Consider the following 16,848-nt stretch of genomic DNA (forward strand, 5'->3'; position numbering starts at 1 on the left):
ATCCGTATCTTCGAGTGCCCACACAGATTGTCTGATAAATTGTTAAAGAGCAGGTGCGACGCGGCTTTCAGCTCACCGTCGCGAGGTGGCGTATATTACGCTTTCCTCTTTTTGAGTCAAGCATTTATTTTTGCTTTCCTCACCGACTTCTTAACGAAGCCTTCCTGACCCGGCGGCCTGTATGCCGTTGTTCCGTGTCAGTGGTGGCGCATTATAGGGAGTTATTTGGGGCTGACAAGACCTAAATGCAAAAAAAAGCTCAATCGGTCACCTTTCAAACAACATTTGAACCAAAAGCTTATTTTTGCCTGGTTTTTAAACAAAAACGAGCCCGTCAGGGCCCGTTTTATTCAAATTTGTGACTTACTGCACTGCCACAATACGATCACCATTGGCTTCAAGGCGAATCACTTTGCCAGGAACCAATTCACCAGACAGGATTTGCTGCGCCAGTGGGTTTTCGATCTGCTGTTGAATAGCACGTTTCAACGGACGTGCTCCGTAGACCGGATCGTAACCGTTGGCGCTCAACAGTTTCAGCGCCTCGTCGGAGATATGGATTTCATAACCACGCTCTTCCAGACGTTTGTACAGACGCTGCAGCTGGATCTGAGCAATAGAAGCAATGTGTTGCTCACCTAACGGATGGAATACCACGACTTCATCAATACGGTTGATAAATTCCGGACGGAAGTTTTGGCTAACCACACCCAGCACCATCTCTTTCATCCGACCGTAATCCAGTTCGCCAAAACGCTCCTGAATGAGATCAGAACCGAGGTTAGAAGTCATAATGACGACCGTATTACGGAAGTCGACCGTTCTCCCTTGCCCGTCAGTCAAACGACCGTCGTCCAGCACCTGCAACAGGATGTTGAATACATCCGGATGCGCTTTCTCCACTTCATCCAACAAGATGACGGAATAAGGGCGACGGCGCACCGCTTCCGTCAAATAACCGCCTTCTTCATAACCGACATATCCCGGAGGCGCCCCGACCAGACGAGACACCGAGTGTTTCTCCATAAACTCAGACATGTCAATACGCACCATCGCGTCGTCGCTGTCGAACATAAAGTTAGCCAGCGCTTTACACAGTTCGGTTTTACCCACCCCCGTCGGCCCGAGGAACAGGAAGGAACCAATCGGACGGTTCGGATCGGACAGCCCCGCGCGGCTACGACGTATGGCGTTCGAGACCGCTTCAACGGCTTCATTCTGTCCGATCACGCGGCTGTGTAACTCTTGTTCCATACGCAACAGTTTTTCACGTTCGCCTTCCAGCATTCTGGCAACCGGAATACCGGTCCAGCGCGCCAGTACTTCGGCAATTTCCGCATCCGTCACTTTGTTACGTAACAGACGCATGGTTTTGCCTTCGGACTGGGTGGCTGCTTCCAACTGTTTTTCCAGCTCCGGAATTTTGCCGTACTGCAACTCGGACATCCGCGCCAGATCGCCAACACGACGCGCCTGCTCAATGGCGATCTTCGCCTGCTCCAGCTCCGCTTTAATGGTTTGTGTACCAGAAAGTGACGCTTTTTCCGCTTTCCACTCTTCTTCTAACTCAGAGTACTGACGCTCTTTATCGTCCAGTTCTTCATTCAGCATATCGAGGCGTTTTTTGCTCGCCTCGTCAGACTCTTTCATCAACGCCTGCTGTTCCAGTTTGAGCTGGATAATGCGGCGGTCGAGCCTGTCCAGCTCCTCCGGCTTAGAGTCAATCTGCATACGAATGCTGGATGCCGCTTCATCGATGAGGTCGATAGCTTTATCCGGCAACTGACGGTCGGCGATATAGCGGTGAGACAACGTTGCCGCCGCCACAATCGCCGGGTCAGTGATCTGCACATGGTGGTGCAGCTCGTAACGTTCTTTCAGGCCACGCAGAATCGCGATGGTGTCTTCAACGCTTGGCTCAGCCACAAACACTTTCTGGAAGCGACGTTCCAGCGCCGCATCTTTTTCGATGTACTGACGGTATTCATCCAGCGTGGTGGCGCCCACGCAGTGCAGCTCACCACGCGCCAGCGCCGGTTTCAGCATGTTCCCGGCATCCATTGCGCCATCAGCCTTACCAGCGCCGACCATCGTGTGCAGTTCGTCGATAAACAGAATGACGTTGCCTTCCTGTTTTGCAAGGTCGTTCAGCACGCCTTTCAGTCGTTCTTCAAATTCGCCGCGATATTTTGCCCCGGCCACCAGCGCGCCCATATCCAGCGCCAGTACGCGGCGGCCTTTTAAGCCTTCAGGGACTTCACCATTAATAATGCGCTGCGCCAGTCCTTCAACAATTGCCGTCTTACCGACCCCTGGCTCACCGATTAACACCGGGTTGTTTTTAGTACGGCGTTGCAATACCTGAATGGTACGGCGAATTTCTTCATCACGACCAATTACCGGGTCAAGCTTGCCTTGTTCAGCCCGCTCGGTCAGATCGACAGTATATTTTTTCAAGGCCTGACGTTGGTCTTCAGCCCCTTGATCGTTCACGCTTTCACCTCCACGCATCTGTTCAATTGCCTGAGTGATATTGGCCGTGGTCGCACCGGCTGATTTCAGCAGATCGGTTAACGTGCCGCGAGACTCAAGCGCCGCCAGAACAAACAGCTCTGACGAAATAAAATTGTCCCCCCGTTTTTGCGCCAGCTTGTCGCAAAGGTTCAGTACGCGTACCAGATCCGAAGAAGGCTGTACGTCGCCGCCGGTGCCTTCCACCTGCGGTAAACGGCTCAGCGCCTGATCGATAGCGGTGCGCAACTGGCCAGCATTAATGCCGGCAGAGGTTAATAAAGGACGTATTGATCCCCCTTCCTGGTTCAGCAAGGCGCTCATTAAATGAAGAGGTTCGATGAATTGGTTGTCGTGCCCCAGCGCGAGCGACTGGGCATCGGCAAGAGCAAGCTGGAATTTATTAGTAAGACGATCCAGACGCATAACTCCTCCCATAACAGGTCAAAATTGCTACTGGAGATTAAATGAGGTCATCCCTCAATTATTCAAGGTGAATGACCTGAATTATGTGAAAAGAAAGTTACCCGTACCGGATCGTCTTGATTCTTTAGGTTATATCAGCCAAATAAAACTTGCCATACGACCTGTCGTCTTGTCGCGACGATAAGAGAAGAAAGTCTCACTTTCGCTAAAGGTGCAGCGATCCCCGCCATAGACATGTTCAACGCCGGTATTCGCCAGACGTTGGCGTGCAAGCTGATAAATATCCGCCAGAAATTTTTCCCCGCGCGGCAAAAATGCGCTATCGGCTTGCGCATCTTTTGCTAAAAATGCGTCACGTACTTCCGGCCCCACTTCAAACGCGGTCGGGCCGATCGCCGGGCCTAACCAGGCGATGATATTTTCTGGGTTGTCAGCAAAGCAGGCGACAGTTTCCTCCAGTACGCCTTCACATAATCCGCGCCAGCCCGCATGAGCCGCCGCCACTTCTGTTCCCTCACGGTTACAGAATAGCACAGGCAGACAATCTGCCGTCATTACCGCGCAGACGGTTCCTGGCGTATTGCTGTAAGACGCATCCGCACGTTTGGAGGCATACGGTTCCCCGGTAAGCCTCAACACATTTTTACCGTGAACCTGTTCAAGCCAGACAGGTTTCGAAGGCAGATTGCCCGCCGCAAACAGACGCTTGCGGTTCTCTTCAACATGCTCCGGGTTATCGCCGCAATGCGCGCCCAGATTCAGCGAGTCGTAAGGCGGTAAACTCACCCCGCCAATACGGGTAGAGCTACAGGCTGCGACGCCTTTCGGCAGCGGCCACTGCGGGACAATCAGTGCATTCATAACCAGTCCACATCATCTTTATGAGCTTCGAAATCGGCGCGCATCGCATCGATAAGGTCCACCATATCTTGTGGAATCGGCGCGTGCCACTCCATTTCGATACCCGATACAGGATGGTAGAGACGCAGCATCGTTGCATGAAGCGCCTGTCGGTCAAACTTACGCAGCGTGGAAATAAATTCTTCCGATGCGCCTTTCGGTGGACGTGGACGCCCGCCATATACCTGATCGCCCACCAACGGATGCGTAATATGCGCCATATGCACGCGGATCTGGTGCGTACGTCCGGTCTCCAGACGCAGCCTAAGGCGCGTGTGCACACGGAAATGTTCCATAATACGGTAATGAGTCACCGCCGGTTTGCCCATCGGATGCACCGACATATGCGTACGTTTGGTCGGGTGACGACTAATTGGCTCATTCACCGTTCCTCCCGCCGTCATATGTCCGATCGCGACAGCTTCATATTCGCGGGTGATCTCGCGCAACTGTAAAGACTCCACCAGGCGCGTTTGCGCCGGAACGGTTTTCGCCACCACCATCAGCCCCGTCGTGTCCTTATCCAGACGATGCACGATGCCCGCGCGCGGGACATCCGCAATCGGCGGATAATAATGTAGCAACGCGTTCAGTACCGTACCGTCCGGGTTACCGGCGCCAGGGTGTACCACCAAATCGCGTGGCTTGTTGATAACCAGAATATCGTCATCTTCATAAACAATATCTAACGGGATATCCTGCGCTTCAAAACGAATCTCTTCATCGATCTCCGCATCAATAGCCACCCGCTCGCCGCCTAACACTTTTTCTTTTGGTTTATCGCAAAGTTGACCATTGACCAACACGCGCTGATTCAAAATCCATTCTTTTATACGCGAACGTGAATAATCCGGGAACATTTCGGCCAAAGCTTGATCTAAGCGTTGACCGAGTTGGTTTTCGGAGACCGTTGCGGTGAGTTGTACTCGTTGTGCCATATACAGCTTCTTCGTTTAACGTTGGGTTTTACGGCTTTGCCGTTTAATATAGTGTGCTATTGTAGCTGGTCTTAACCGGGAGCAGGAACAGAGAATCTCCCGTAAAACATTTTGAGGAAAGTCAAAACGTCATGACGCGCATGAAATATCTGGTGGCAGCAGCCACGTTGAGCCTGTTTCTGGCGGGTTGCTCGGGTTCAAAGGAAGAGGTGCCCGATAATCCGCCGAATGAAATCTACGCGACTGCTCAGCAAAAGCTGCAGGACGGTAACTGGAAACAGGCAATAACGCAATTGGAAGCGTTAGATAATCGTTATCCATTCGGACCGTATTCTCAGCAGGTGCAGTTGGATCTTATCTACGCCTATTACAAAAACGCCGATCTGCCGCTAGCGCAGGCCGCCATCGATCGTTTTATGCGTCTTAATCCAACGCACCCTAATATTGATTATGTCATGTACATGCGCGGCCTGACGAACATGGCGCTGGATGATAGCGCGCTGCAAGGTTTCTTTGGCGTCGATCGCAGCGATCGCGATCCGCAGCATGCGCGGGCGGCGTTCAATGACTTTTCGAAACTGGTACGCAACTATCCTAATAGCCAGTACACAACCGACGCCACTAAGCGTCTGGTATTCCTGAAAAACCGTCTGGCGAAATATGAATATTCCGTCGCAGAGTACTATACCGCGCGCGGCGCATGGGTTGCGGTGGTAAACCGGGTAGAAGGTATGCTACGCAATTATCCTGATACGCAGGCCACGCGCGATGCGTTGCCGCTGATGGAAAACGCCTATCGTCAGATGCAGCTAAATACGCAAGCTGACAAAGTAGCGAAAATTATTGCCGCTAACAGCAAAAACACCTGAAGCAATACAAACAAGCAAAACGGCAGCCTCCCGGCTGCCGTTTTTTTATTCGGTATCTGATGCAACAGAAATGATTTCACTGCAATACATCCAGTCAAATATGGCCTGCTTTCAGGCATTCCTCAAGTAAAAGATCGCTTCTTCCTGCGATGCCTCACAAAAAGTTCGCCTTGACAAAAAGTGACAAAATAATGTGATTTACATCACACATTTTGACATTAAGAACGGTATGCTGGAATCACCAAGACGGGAAAGACAAGAGGTAAAATTTATGACAATGAACATTACCAGTAAACAAATGGAAATTACTCCGGCAATCCGCCAACATGTCGCAGACCGTCTCGCCAAACTGGAAAAATGGCAAACTCACCTGATTAATCCCCATATCATTCTGTCCAAAGAGCCACAGGGCTTTATTGCTGACGCCACCATTAATACACCGAACGGACATCTGGTCGCCAGCGCAAAACACGAAGATATGTACACCGCTATTAATGAATTGATCAACAAGCTGGAACGGCAGCTCAATAAAGTGCAGCACAAAGGCGAAGCCCGTCGTGCCACCGCATCGGTGAAAGATGCCAGCTTCGTCGAAGCAGAAGAAGAGTAGTCCCTTACATTGAGTGTATCGCCAACGCGCCTTCGGGCGCGTTTTTTGTTGACAGGATTAAAACAGTACGGGTACTGTACTTACGTACACAAAGGAAACAGTTATGAAGCTAGCCCGGTTTTTCTTCGCATTCTTTTTTACCTTCCCCTGACCGGGAGGCGTTTCGTCATGTGATAAAGAATGCGAAGACGAACAAGAAGGCCTCCCCCCACCGGGAGGCCTTTTTTATTGATAACAAAAAAGGCAACACTATGACATCGGAAAACCCGTTACTGGCGCTGCGAGATAAAATCAGCGCTTTAGACGAAGAGTTACTGGCTCTACTGGCAAAACGACGCGCGCTGGCGATTGAAGTGGGACAAGCGAAGCTACTGTCACATCGTCCGGTTCGGGATATCGATCGTGAACGCGCGCTGCTGGACAGGCTCATCCATCTCGGTAAAGCTCACCATCTCGACGCACACTACATTACCCGTCTGTTCCAGCTTATCATTGAAGACTCCGTGCTTACTCAGCAGGCGCTGCTGCAACAACATCTGAATAATACTCACCCTCATTCGGCACGTATTGCGTTTCTTGGGCCGAAAGGCTCTTATTCTCATCTCGCGGCGCGCCAGTATGCCGCACGCCATTTTGAGCAATTTATTGAGAGCGGCTGCGCAAAATTCGCCGATATTTTTCATCAGGTCGAAACCGGCCAGGCCGATTACGCCGTGGTTCCGATAGAGAACACCAGCTCCGGCGCCATCAACGATGTGTACGACTTATTGCAACACACCAGTCTGTCGATTGTCGGTGAGATGACCGTAACTATCGATCACTGCGTACTGGTTTGCGGCACCACGGATCTGAATACCATCGAAACGGTGTACAGCCATCCGCAACCGTTCCAGCAGTGTAGTAAGTTTTTGAGCCGCTATCCGCACTGGAAAATCGACTATACCGAAAGTACGTCGGCAGCGATGGAAAAAGTCGCGCAGGCGAACTCTCCGCGCGTCGCGGCTCTCGGCAGCGAGGCAGGCGGCATGTTGCACGGTTTACAGGTGCTGGAACGCATCGCCGCAAACCAGACGCAGAATATCACCCGCTTTCTGGTACTGGCGCGCAAAGCCATCAACGTTTCCGATCAGGTTCCGGCAAAAACCACTCTGTTAATCGCCACCGGGCAGCAGGCTGGCGCGCTGGTTGAAGCGTTGCTGGTGCTGCGTAACCACAATCTCATCATGACGAAGCTGGAGTCGCGCCCAATTCACGGCAATCCGTGGGAAGAGATGTTTTATCTCGATATTCAGGCGAACCTGGAGTCGCAGGTAATGCAAAGCGCGCTAAAAGAGCTGGGCGAGATCACACGCTCAATGAAAGTGCTTGGCTGCTATCCCAGCGAAAACGTCGTGCCGGTAGAACCTGCCTGACGTTCAATAAAGCGGCTTTTCTTCATCCCTGCGACGGTTACCTGCAGGGTGAAGATGGCGCCTGAGAGCGGATAATCCGCCACTTCCTGAGCAGACATATTTTCTCTGGTAGTCGTAATAAACAACGTTTTCATGTCTGCGCCGCCAAAGCAAACCATCGTCGGACAACGTACCGGCAACCGGTACTCTTCCAGTGGCTCTCCTTGCGGTGAGAAACGCGCCACGCGCCAGCCGTCAAACATCGCGCTCCAGTAGCACCCTTCGCTATCCATCGCCGCGCCGTCGGGAAGTCCTTCTCCTTCGCCAAAATGGCGAAAAAGTTCACGCTTACCCGGTTCGCCATGCTTATCAAGTAACGTGCGGTAAATCACGCCATTCGGCGTATCGGAGGTATACATCCACTGGTTATCCGGGCTGAACGCCAGGCCGTTGTGTCCCTGGATATCGCACTGGATCACTTTTGCCGTCAGATCATGATCGATCCGCATCAGCAACGCGCCATTATAGTCACCCGGCGCCCAGAACGTCCCGGCATAAAAACGCCCATCGCCATCGGTGCCGCCATCATTGAAACGCGCCAGTTTCGCATTAGAGGGATTGTCGCAAACCTTACGCTGCAATAATCCATTTTTATCGGCCAGCCAGATAGCATGACGCATGGCCACAATAAATCCACCCTGCTCACGCAAGGCAAAACATCCCACCTCTTCCGGAAACGCCAGCACGCTATGCGCCCCACTCGCCGGATGGTAACGATGGATCTCCTGTTCCAGGATATCGGCCCAATACAGCGCGCTTTCATCTTCGCTCCATGTGGGGCATTCTGGTAAATGTCCGACATAATCAAATAAAACGTGCGGCGTAGTCATACGGTTCCTTAAACGAAAAAAGCCAGCAAAGCTGGCTTTCAGTATAGATGTCATCATTATTGTCGGCTGTCATTCGCCTGACGCAATAACACACGGCTTTCATTCTGAAAATGTCTGGCATAATCGCCAAACCAGTGTTCGACTTTGCGAAAACTGTCGATAAAAGCCTGCTTATCGCCCAGCTCCAGTAAACCGATCGCATCGCCAAAACGTTTATAGTAACGCTTGATAAGCGCCAGATTGCGCTCCGATGACATAATAATGTCAGCGTACAGTTGCGGGTCCTGGGCGAACAGACGCCCGACCATCGCCAGTTCTAGTCGATAAATCGGCGATGATAGCGCCAGAAGCTGCTCAAGCTGGACGTTCTCTTCCGCCAGATGCAGCCCATAAGCGAAGGTAGCAAAGTGGCGCAGCGCCTGGATAAAAGCCATGTTCTGATCGTGCTCGACAGCGCTAATTCGGTGCAACCGGGCGCCCCAAACCTGAATTTGCTCAAGGAACCACTGATACGCTTCCGGTTGGCGCCCATCACACCAGACCACCACCTGCTTCGCCAGGCTCCCGCTATCCGGACCAAACATCGGATGCAAGCCCAGTACAGGACCATCATGGGCCGCCAACATTGCCTGCAACGGGCCGCTTTTCACCGATGCCAGATCGACCAGAATACAGTCGGACGGCAGGTGCGGCAGTTGGGCTATGACCTGTTCAGTAACATGAATCGGCACGCTGACGATCACCATTCCGGCATCGGCGACAATCTCCCTGGCGCGCGGCCAGTCCTGCTGTTCCAGAATACGGACCTGATAGCCCGACAGCGTGAGCATTTTTTCGAACAGACGCCCCATCTGTCCGCCGCCGCCCACAATGACGACCGGACGCAGAGAAGGACAAAGCGTTTTGAACCCCTTATCATTTTCGCTGGAGTAAGATTCACGCATTACCCGGCGCAAGACATCTTCAATGAGATCGGGCGGAACACCGATCGCTTCTGCTTCCGCCCGTCGCGAAGCCAGCATAGAGGCCTCACGTTCCGGCACGTAAATAGGCAGGCCAAAACGGCTTTTCACCTCGCCGACTTCGGCAACCAGTTCCAGGCGCTTAGCCAGTAAATTCAGCAACGCTTTATCGACATCATCTATTTGATCGCGTAACGCGGTCAATTCAGCAACCATAACAACCTCTTATGCTACACGCACCGCCAGTTGGCCGCTCAAATCTTTATGAATCTCACGTAACAGGGCATCGGTCATCTCCCAGCTAATACAAGCATCGGTGACGGAAACGCCATACTTCATTTCGCTGCGCGGCTGTTCGGAAGACTGATTACCCTCATGAATATTACTTTCAATCATTAAGCCAATGATTGAACGATTGCCATCTTTAATCTGCGCAACTACAGATTCTGCCACGGCTGGCTGGCGGCGATAATCTTTATTGGAGTTACCATGACTGCAATCTACCATCAGCGAAGGACGTAGTCCCGCCTGTTCCATCTCTTTTTCACACTGAGCGACATCTGCCGGGCTATAATTTGGCGCTTTGCCACCACGCAGAATCACATGGCCATGCGGATTTCCCTGGGTTTGCAATAACGCTACCTGACCGGCCTGGTTAATGCCAACAAAACGATGGGGTTGCGCAGCGGCGCGCATGGCGTTAATTGCTGTCGCCAGACTGCCATCTGTGCCGTTTTTAAAGCCGACCGGCATAGAAAGACCAGACGCCATTTCGCGGTGGGTTTGCGATTCGGTTGTACGCGCGCCTATCGCCGACCAGCTAAACAGATCGCCCAGGTATTGCGGGCTGTTCGGATCCAACGCTTCGGTCGCCAATGGCAGCCCCATATTCACCAGTTCCACCAGTAGATGACGCGCTATTTTCAACCCGGCTTCCACATCAAATGAGCCATCCATATGAGGATCGTTAATCAGCCCTTTCCAGCCGACGGTAGTCCGCGGCTTTTCAAAATAGACGCGCATTACCAGATAGAGGCTATCGCTGACCTCTGCGGCAAGGGCTTTAAATCGACGGGCATATTCCAGAGCGGTTTCAGGATCGTGAATAGAACAAGGACCGCATACCACCAACAGACGCGGATCGCGCCCGGCAATAATGTCAGAAATGATTCCTCGGGACTGCGCTATCTGCGCTTCCTGCGCCAGGCTCAACGGAAAGGCCGCTTTAAGCTGCTCCGGCGTCATTAATACCTGTTCATCGGTGATACGTACGTTATTCAGCGCGTCTTTTTGCATGATGGCGATCCTGTCTTTTCTTGTTTGCGATAGTTGATCCTCCACGAGGATGTTTAAACCATACCACAAAAAGTAAAGATTTCAATCCATATTACGTAAAATAAACTTTACACTAAACGCAGGATCAGATTAAAACCCTTCATTTCGTATCAAAAAATTTACACTATAAGTAAATTATTTTATTCCCATCCTCGGAAAAGCGCTAAAATGAGCAATGCTCGCCATTTTTTGATTATTTTTTCTCCGCACGCATAATTTTACTTTCTGATATACGTTAATTAATACCGTTATCACAAAAATTTAATATTAGTGATATCACTTAAGACATTCATATTATCAATAAGAAATAATGACGATATGGCAAAATAATGTTATTTTGCTACAAATAATCATGGATGTATTTTAATGCTTTACGACTGAAGATGGTGGGGACTTGTTAATGCGTTTTTCTCACCTATTTATCTTTCTGTTATCGCTATTATTAGCAAGCTTGCCTCTGTATGCTCAACGCGTCACGGAAGAAGAGAAATCCGTACGCGCCATCGTCTCCGGTATCGTCAGTTATACACACTGGCCGACGTTATCCGGACCGCCAAGGCTATGCATATTTTCATCTTCGCGTTTTGTCAGGGTACTTAGCGAAGAGGCTGGCTGGGCTTTCCCTTATCAACCTCTTGTCATCCGTACAACACAAGAGGCCATGAGCGCCCACTGTGACGGTTTTTACTTTGGCAATGAATCGCCATCTTATCAGGTAGAATTAACGCGTCATTATCCAGTTAACGCCTTGTTATTAATTACCGAACAAAATACCGAATGTATTATTGGCAGCGCATTTTGTCTGATCATTAACAATGATGAAGTCAAATTTTCCGTGAATCTGGACTCCCTCTCGCATAGCGGCGTGAGAGTGAATCCAGAAGTATTAATGCTTGCACGGAATCAAAAGCATGAATAAGGAATTTTCTCTGTCCAGACCAACATTTAAACGCACACTACGGCGGATTAGTATAATCAGCGTGCTGCTCACAATGACATTGATCTGGCTATTAATTTGCGTTGCATCTGTCCTTACGCTCAAACAGTATGCGCAAAAAAATCTCGATTTGACCGCCGCCACGATGACCCATAGCCTTGAAGCGGCGCTGGTATTTTCCGATGACGCGGCCGCGGCGGAAACGCTCGCCACTCTGGGACGTCAGGGACAATTTTCAGCAGCGGAGGTCCGCGATAAAAATGGCCGTATCATCGCCTCATGGCGCTATGATGCGCGAGCCGCAGACGATAAGCTCATCGGTTTAATTAGCCATTGGCTTTTCCCATTACCGGTATCGCAACCAGTCTGGCACAACGGTAGGGCCATCGGCGAAGTACGGTTTGTTGCCCGCGATAGCCTTATTGGCCATTTTATCTGGCTATCGCTGGCAGTGCTGACAGGATGTATTCTGCTGGCATCCGGTATTGCCCTGCTGCTCACGCGTTATTTGCATAATGGCGTTGTGGATGCGCTACAAAATATTACTGAAGTCGTACACGACGTTCGCACTAACCGAAATTTTTCACGCCGGGTACCTGATGAGCGTATCGAGGAATTTCACCTTTTTGCGCAGGATTTCAATAGTCTTCTGGATGAGATGGAAGAGTGGCAGCTACGGCTCCAGGCTAAAAATGCACAACTACTGCGTACCGCGCTGCACGATCCGCTGACAGGGCTTGCCAATCGTGCGGCATTTCGCAGCTGTATTAACGCGCTGATGAAGGATAATTACGCCCGTAGCAGTTCGGCATTGTTATTTCTGGATGGCGATAACTTTAAATATATTAACGATACCTGGGGACATGCGGCAGGCGACCGCGTACTTATTGAGGTTGCCAAAAGATTAGCGGAGTTCGGTGGTAACCGTTATCAGACTTACCGACTCGGCGGCGATGAATTTGCGATGGTGCTTTACGGTGTACATTCGGAGTATGAAGTACAACGTATTTGCGCGGCGCTATCCCAGGCGTTTAATCGACCTTTTGAACTACATAACGGCCTGCGGATAACGATGACCCTGAGTATTGGCTTCGCGCTGACATGGGAACATGCCACTGCCGAAAAACTACAAGAACTGGCCGATCGAAATATGTATCAGGCTAAACACCGGCGTACGGAACGCTCGCTAAACTAAGGAGCGAGCCAGAGCATTTCTGACTCAACGTTGATATCACAGACCCAGCCTAATCATAAAATCTTCTATGAAGTGGAGTAACCTATAAAAAAAGGGGCCAGCATAATGCCAGCCCCTTGTTTTCTACAAGCTTTCGGATGTTGCGAAAGCGCGCTCTTAGTTAAGACGCTCTTTGATACGAGCCGCTTTACCAGTACGCTCACGCAGGTAGTACAGTTTAGCTTTACGAACAGCACCACGACGTTTAACAGCAATGCTGTCAACTACCGGAGAGTGAGTCTGGAAGACACGCTCAACGCCTTCGCCGTTGGAAATTTTACGAACAGTGAATGCAGAGTGCAGACCGCGGTTACGAATAGCGATAACCACGCCCTCGAATGCCTGCAGACGTTTCTTGGTACCTTCAACAACCCATACTTTCACTTCCACGGTATCGCCCGGACGGAAGGAAGGTACGTTCTGCTTCATCTGCTCTTGTTCAAGTTGCTTAATAATGTTGCTCATAATTTAATCTCTTATCCTGGGTAAACTGATATTCGGGGGCCTATGCCATCCCATCATGTTTATGCTGCTGTTGTGCGTGTTCTGTTTTGAACTCCGCCAGCAACCTTGCTTGCTCTTCAGTCAGAGCCAGGTTTTCCAGAAGTTCAGGTCTTCTAAGCCAGGTTCGGCCCAGCGACTGTTTCAAACGCCAGCGACGTATCTCGGCATGGTTTCCCGACAGCAATACCGACGGTACTTCCATCCCCTCTAACACTTCAGGGCGCGTATAGTGCGGACAATCCAGCAACCCATCAGCAAACGAATCTTCGATTGCTGATGCCTCATGCCCCAAAACCCCCGGAATAAACCGGGCAACGGAGTCAATCAGCGTCATTGCCGGCAGTTCGCCACCGCTGAGAACGTAATCGCCAATTGACCATTCCTCGTCAATTTCGGTCTGAATTACGCGCTCATCTACGCCTTCGTAGCGACCACACACCAGAATTAGCTTCTGATTCGTGGCCAGCTCGCTAACGCCCGCTTGATCAAGCTTGCGTCCCTGAGGCGACAGATAAATCACTTTAGCGTCTTCGCCAGCCGCGGCTTTTGCTGCGTGAATGGCGTCCCGCAAGGGTTGCACCATCATTAACATCCCCGGTCCGCCGCCGTAAGGACGGGAGTCCACGGTACGGTGCCGATCATGCGCGAAGTCGCGAGGACTCCAGCTTTGGACGTTCAGCAGGCCTTTTTTTACTGCCCGGCCAGTTACCCCGTAATCGGTAATTGCGCGGAACATTTCAGGAAACAGGCTAACTATGCCAATAAACACAAGCCAATCCCCATAACGCCATTTATTACCGTTTATCCGGTGGTTTAAAAACCAGGATCCCAGTCTACTTCGATAGTACGAGTAGCGAGATCGACTTTCTTGATAACCTGCCCATCGAGGAACGGTACAAGTCGTTCCTTGATACCAAATGCATCTTTCAGGTTCGCCTTAATGACGAGAACGTCATTCGACCCGGTTTCCATCATGTCGATGACTTTACCGAGATCGTAGCCTTCAGCGGTGACTACCTGGCAGCCCATCAGGTCTTTCCAGTAGTAGTCTCCCTCCTCAAGCGCAGGAAGTTGCGAGGAATCCACGACAATTTCGCAATTCGTCAGAAGATTCGCGGCATCTCGATCGTCAACGCCTTTCAGCTTGATGATCAGATCCTGATTGTGGTGCTTCCAGCTTTCCAGCTGTACCTGCTGCCACTGACCCGCCTTCTGGATAAACCAGGGCTGATAGTCAAAAATGCTTTCGGCGTCTTCAGTGGAGGAAAACACTCTGAGCCAACCACGAATACCGTATGAAGAACCCATTTTCCCCAGTACAACCGGTTCAGCGGGTACTTGTGCGGTGAGTTGCTTGCTCATCATGACCACCGTGACAGATTAGGCTGCTTTTTTTACTTCTTTGATCAGCGCCGCAACGCGATCGGAAATGGTTGCGCCCTGGCCAACCCAGTGAGCGATGCGATCCAGATCCAGGCGGGTGCCTTCTTCTTTTTCGCTAGCGATTGGGTTGAAGAAACCAACGCGCTCAATGAAGCGACCGTTGCGTGCATTACGGCTGTCGGTGACAACAACCTGGTAGAACGGACGCTTTTTAGCGCCGTGACGAGCTAAACGAATAGTTACCATAACATCCTCTTGTGTGAATAAAACAACCGGGCCCCATCGAGGAACGGAGCCCGGCGTCATATTAAAAGCCCGAAAATTTTACTGATTTCTGGGGAAAATGCAATCAGCATCTTGCTACTGAACACGAAACAAGGGATAGAAGGCGTATATCGGTGCAGCCAGTTTAGTTCCGGCGTGCGCGCAGAAAGCGGAGCGTACACGCAGTACGTGAGCATTTCGAGCACACCCCGGGACTAAAATGGCAAACAAGATAGCCTTATACCCTTGTTTTAGCGGCCACGCAGTACGTGAGGATGGCGAGCACACCCCGGTGCCGAAATAGCAAGTGAGCCAGGCCGGAAAAAAATTAGCGTCCAGGGAAGCCGGGCGGCATCATCCCCTTCATACCTCTCATCATCTTAGCCATCCCACCCTTCTTCATTTTCTTCATCATGCGCTGCATGTCGTCGAACTGTTTCAGAAGGCGGTTAACGTCCTGCACCTGCATCCCACAGCCCTGCGCGATACGACGCTTGCGGGAACCTTTGATGATTTCCGGCTTCGCGCGCTCTTTCAGCGTCATTGAGTTGATGATCGCCTCCATGCGCACTAACACCTTATCGTCCATCTGCGATTTGACGTTGTCCGGAATCTGGCCCATGCCCGGTAATTTGCCCATCAGACTGGCCATACCGCCCATGTTTTTCATCTGTTTGAGCTGTTCGAGGAAGTCGTTCAGGTCGAAACCGTCGCCTTTCTTCAGTTTGGTCGCCAGCTTTTCAGCCTGTGCGCGGTCAACTTTGCTTTCGATATCTTCGATAAGCGACAGCACGTCGCCCATGCCGAGAATACGCGAGGCGATACGATCCGGATGGAACGGCTCCAGCGCGTCGGTTTTCTCGCCCACGCCGAGGAATTTGATCGGCTTACCGGTGATATGACGAATAGATAACGCCGCGCCGCCGCGAGCGTCACCGTCAACTTTGGTCAGTACCACGCCGGTCAGCGGCAACGCTTCGTTAAACGCTTTAGCAGTATTCGCCGCATCCTGACCGGTCATCGCATCGACGACAAACAGGGTTTCTACCGGATTGATAGACGCATGAACCTGTTTGATTTCGTCCATCATCGCTTCGTCAACGTGCAGACGACCAGCGGTATCCACCAGCAGCACGTCGTAGAATTTCAGCTTCGCTTCTTTCAGCGCGGCGTTGACGATATCAACGGGTTTCTGGCCGACATCAGACGGGAAGAAATCCACGCCAACCTGCTCAGCCAGCGTTTCGAGCTGTTTGATCGCCGCCGGGCGATAGACGTCGGCAGAGACGACCAGCACTTTCTTCTTGTGCTTCTCGCGCAAGAATTTACCCAACTTACCGACGCTGGTGGTTTTACCCGCCCCCTGCAGACCCGCCATCAATACTACGGCTGGCGGCTGTGCGGCCAGATTCAGCGTCTGATTCTCTTCGCCCATCGCCGCAACCAGTTCGCTACGGACAATCTTGACGAACTCCTGCCCTGGGGTCAGGCTCTTGTTAACTTCATGACCAACCGCTTTCTCTTTTACGCGATTGATAAACTCACGCACTACCGGCAGCGCAACGTCAGCCTCCAGCAGCGCCATACGCACTTCGCGCAGCGTCTCTTTAACGTTGTCTTCAGTAAGGCGCCCACGGCCACTGATATTGCGCAGCGTGCGCGACAAACGATCGGTTAAATTATCAAACATTGTC

The 16,848-nt window shown here is 51.3% G+C and carries 17 protein-coding genes and 1 other annotated feature; of the genes, 6 read left to right on the plus strand and 11 right to left on the minus strand.

The window, feature by feature from the left end:
- Positions 1–363 precede the first annotated feature (363 nt).
- The 3 genes from clpB to rluD form a co-directional block, all read right to left on the minus strand.
- A complete protein-coding gene (clpB, locus tag AC3G3F_RS18540) occupies positions 364–2,937 on the minus strand; it encodes an ATP-dependent chaperone ClpB (RefSeq protein WP_023246168.1) in 2,574 nt (857 codons plus the stop codon).
- A gap of 129 nt (positions 2,938–3,066) precedes the next feature.
- Positions 3,067–3,798: a purine nucleoside phosphorylase YfiH gene (gene yfiH / locus AC3G3F_RS18545; protein ID WP_063390709.1), complete on the minus strand. Its 732-nt coding sequence runs from the start codon at positions 3,796–3,798 to the stop codon at positions 3,067–3,069.
- Positions 3,795–4,775: a 23S rRNA pseudouridine(1911/1915/1917) synthase RluD gene (gene rluD / locus AC3G3F_RS18550; RefSeq protein WP_023246170.1), complete on the minus strand. Its 981-nt coding sequence runs from the start codon at positions 4,773–4,775 to the stop codon at positions 3,795–3,797. Before rluD ends, yfiH begins: the two co-directional genes overlap by 4 nt.
- Positions 4,776–4,906: 131 nt before the next feature.
- On the opposite strand from rluD, the gene bamD reads away from it, so the two are divergent.
- From bamD to pheA, 4 genes are all read left to right on the plus strand, one after another.
- Positions 4,907–5,644, plus strand: coding sequence for an outer membrane protein assembly factor BamD (gene bamD, locus AC3G3F_RS18555; RefSeq protein ID WP_023246171.1), 738 nt, complete (start codon positions 4,907–4,909; stop codon positions 5,642–5,644).
- A gap of 271 nt (positions 5,645–5,915) precedes the next feature.
- Positions 5,916–6,254 carry a ribosome-associated translation inhibitor RaiA gene (raiA, locus tag AC3G3F_RS18560; RefSeq protein WP_000178449.1) on the plus strand — a complete coding sequence of 113 codons (339 nt, stop codon included), beginning with the start codon at positions 5,916–5,918 and terminating at the stop codon, positions 6,252–6,254.
- A 102-nt stretch (positions 6,255–6,356) separates the two neighbouring features.
- Positions 6,357–6,483, plus strand: a sequence feature (Phe leader region).
- Positions 6,358–6,405: a pheA operon leader peptide PheL gene (gene pheL, locus AC3G3F_RS18565; protein WP_102025861.1), complete on the plus strand. Its 48-nt coding sequence runs from the start codon at positions 6,358–6,360 to the stop codon at positions 6,403–6,405. It overlaps the preceding feature by 48 nt.
- 22 nt (positions 6,484–6,505) lie before the next feature.
- Entirely contained in the window at positions 6,506–7,666 is a 1,161-nt protein-coding gene (pheA, locus tag AC3G3F_RS18570; protein ID WP_023246172.1) for a bifunctional chorismate mutase/prephenate dehydratase, read from the plus strand.
- Here the strand turns inward: pheA and AC3G3F_RS18575 are convergent.
- From AC3G3F_RS18575 to aroF, 3 genes are read right to left on the minus strand one after another with little or no spacing between them, the layout of a single operon-like run.
- Positions 7,627–8,535 (minus strand): SMP-30/gluconolactonase/LRE family protein, encoded by a 909-nt coding sequence (locus AC3G3F_RS18575; protein ID WP_023246173.1) that lies wholly within the window; start codon positions 8,533–8,535, stop codon positions 7,627–7,629. The genes pheA and AC3G3F_RS18575 overlap by 40 nt on opposite strands.
- A gap of 56 nt (positions 8,536–8,591) precedes the next feature.
- Entirely contained in the window at positions 8,592–9,713 is a 1,122-nt protein-coding gene (tyrA, locus tag AC3G3F_RS18580; RefSeq protein WP_079796160.1) for a bifunctional chorismate mutase/prephenate dehydrogenase, read from the minus strand.
- 9 nt (positions 9,714–9,722) lie between these two features.
- Positions 9,723–10,793 (minus strand): 3-deoxy-7-phosphoheptulonate synthase AroF, encoded by a 1,071-nt coding sequence (gene aroF / locus AC3G3F_RS18585; RefSeq protein WP_023246175.1) that lies wholly within the window; start codon positions 10,791–10,793, stop codon positions 9,723–9,725.
- 439 nt (positions 10,794–11,232) lie between these two features.
- Between aroF and yfiR the strand changes: the two genes are divergently transcribed.
- Both yfiR and dgcN read left to right on the plus strand, forming a co-directional pair.
- Positions 11,233–11,751, plus strand: coding sequence for a regulatory sequestration protein YfiR (gene yfiR, locus AC3G3F_RS18590; RefSeq protein ID WP_070790047.1), 519 nt, complete (start codon positions 11,233–11,235; stop codon positions 11,749–11,751).
- Positions 11,744–12,964: a diguanylate cyclase DgcN/YfiN gene (dgcN, locus tag AC3G3F_RS18595; RefSeq protein WP_079836881.1), complete on the plus strand. Its 1,221-nt coding sequence runs from the start codon at positions 11,744–11,746 to the stop codon at positions 12,962–12,964. Before yfiR ends, dgcN begins: the two co-directional genes overlap by 8 nt.
- Before the next feature lie 156 nt (positions 12,965–13,120).
- Here dgcN and rplS read toward each other — a convergent pair whose 3' ends face one another.
- The 5 genes from rplS to ffh all read right to left on the minus strand — a co-directional run bounded on the left by rplS (position 13,121) and on the right by ffh (position 16,844).
- Positions 13,121–13,468 (minus strand): 50S ribosomal protein L19, encoded by a 348-nt coding sequence (gene rplS / locus AC3G3F_RS18600; RefSeq protein ID WP_000065257.1) that lies wholly within the window; start codon positions 13,466–13,468, stop codon positions 13,121–13,123.
- A gap of 40 nt (positions 13,469–13,508) precedes the next feature.
- The gene (gene trmD, locus AC3G3F_RS18605; RefSeq protein ID WP_488395517.1) at positions 13,509–14,276 is read right to left on the minus strand and encodes a tRNA (guanosine(37)-N1)-methyltransferase TrmD; all 768 of its coding nucleotides are present in this window, start codon (positions 14,274–14,276) and stop codon (positions 13,509–13,511) included.
- A 44-nt stretch (positions 14,277–14,320) separates the two neighbouring features.
- On the minus strand, positions 14,321–14,869 hold the full coding sequence (gene rimM / locus AC3G3F_RS18610) for a ribosome maturation factor RimM (protein WP_023246179.1): 549 nt from the start codon (positions 14,867–14,869) through the stop codon (positions 14,321–14,323).
- 18 nt (positions 14,870–14,887) lie between these two features.
- Positions 14,888–15,136, minus strand: coding sequence for a 30S ribosomal protein S16 (rpsP, locus tag AC3G3F_RS18615; protein ID WP_000256453.1), 249 nt, complete (start codon positions 15,134–15,136; stop codon positions 14,888–14,890).
- 346 nt (positions 15,137–15,482) lie between these two features.
- Complete coding sequence (ffh, locus tag AC3G3F_RS18620) at positions 15,483–16,844, minus strand: signal recognition particle protein (protein ID WP_000460056.1); 1,362 nt, start codon at positions 16,842–16,844, stop codon at positions 15,483–15,485.
- Between the last annotated feature and the right edge of the window lie 4 nt (positions 16,845–16,848).

This window comes from Salmonella sp. FC25216 (genome assembly GCF_057751355.1).

Bases quoted from the DNA above. Each gene is read 5' to 3' on its own strand.
- clpB (WP_023246168.1), bottom strand. From the start codon at position 2,937: ATGCGTCTGGATCGTCTTACTAATAAATTCCAGCTTGCTCTTGCCGAT.
- yfiH (WP_063390709.1), bottom strand. From the start codon at position 3,798: ATGAATGCACTGATTGTCCCGCAGTGGCCGCTGCCGAAAGGCGTCGCA.
- rluD (WP_023246170.1), bottom strand. From the start codon at position 4,775: ATGGCACAACGAGTACAACTCACCGCAACGGTCTCCGAAAACCAACTC.
- bamD (WP_023246171.1), top strand. From the start codon at position 4,907: ATGACGCGCATGAAATATCTGGTGGCAGCAGCCACGTTGAGCCTGTTT.
- raiA (WP_000178449.1), top strand. From the start codon at position 5,916: ATGACAATGAACATTACCAGTAAACAAATGGAAATTACTCCGGCAATC.
- pheA (WP_023246172.1), top strand. From the start codon at position 6,506: ATGACATCGGAAAACCCGTTACTGGCGCTGCGAGATAAAATCAGCGCT.
- AC3G3F_RS18575 (WP_023246173.1), bottom strand. From the start codon at position 8,535: ATGACTACGCCGCACGTTTTATTTGATTATGTCGGACATTTACCAGAA.
- tyrA (WP_079796160.1), bottom strand. From the start codon at position 9,713: ATGGTTGCTGAATTGACCGCGTTACGCGATCAAATAGATGATGTCGAT.
- aroF (WP_023246175.1), bottom strand. From the start codon at position 10,793: ATGCAAAAAGACGCGCTGAATAACGTACGTATCACCGATGAACAGGTA.
- yfiR (WP_070790047.1), top strand. From the start codon at position 11,233: ATGCGTTTTTCTCACCTATTTATCTTTCTGTTATCGCTATTATTAGCA.
- dgcN (WP_079836881.1), top strand. From the start codon at position 11,744: ATGAATAAGGAATTTTCTCTGTCCAGACCAACATTTAAACGCACACTA.
- rplS (WP_000065257.1), bottom strand. From the start codon at position 13,468: ATGAGCAACATTATTAAGCAACTTGAACAAGAGCAGATGAAGCAGAAC.
- rimM (WP_023246179.1), bottom strand. From the start codon at position 14,869: ATGAGCAAGCAACTCACCGCACAAGTACCCGCTGAACCGGTTGTACTG.
- rpsP (WP_000256453.1), bottom strand. From the start codon at position 15,136: ATGGTAACTATTCGTTTAGCTCGTCACGGCGCTAAAAAGCGTCCGTTC.
- ffh (WP_000460056.1), bottom strand. From the start codon at position 16,844: ATGTTTGATAATTTAACCGATCGTTTGTCGCGCACGCTGCGCAATATC.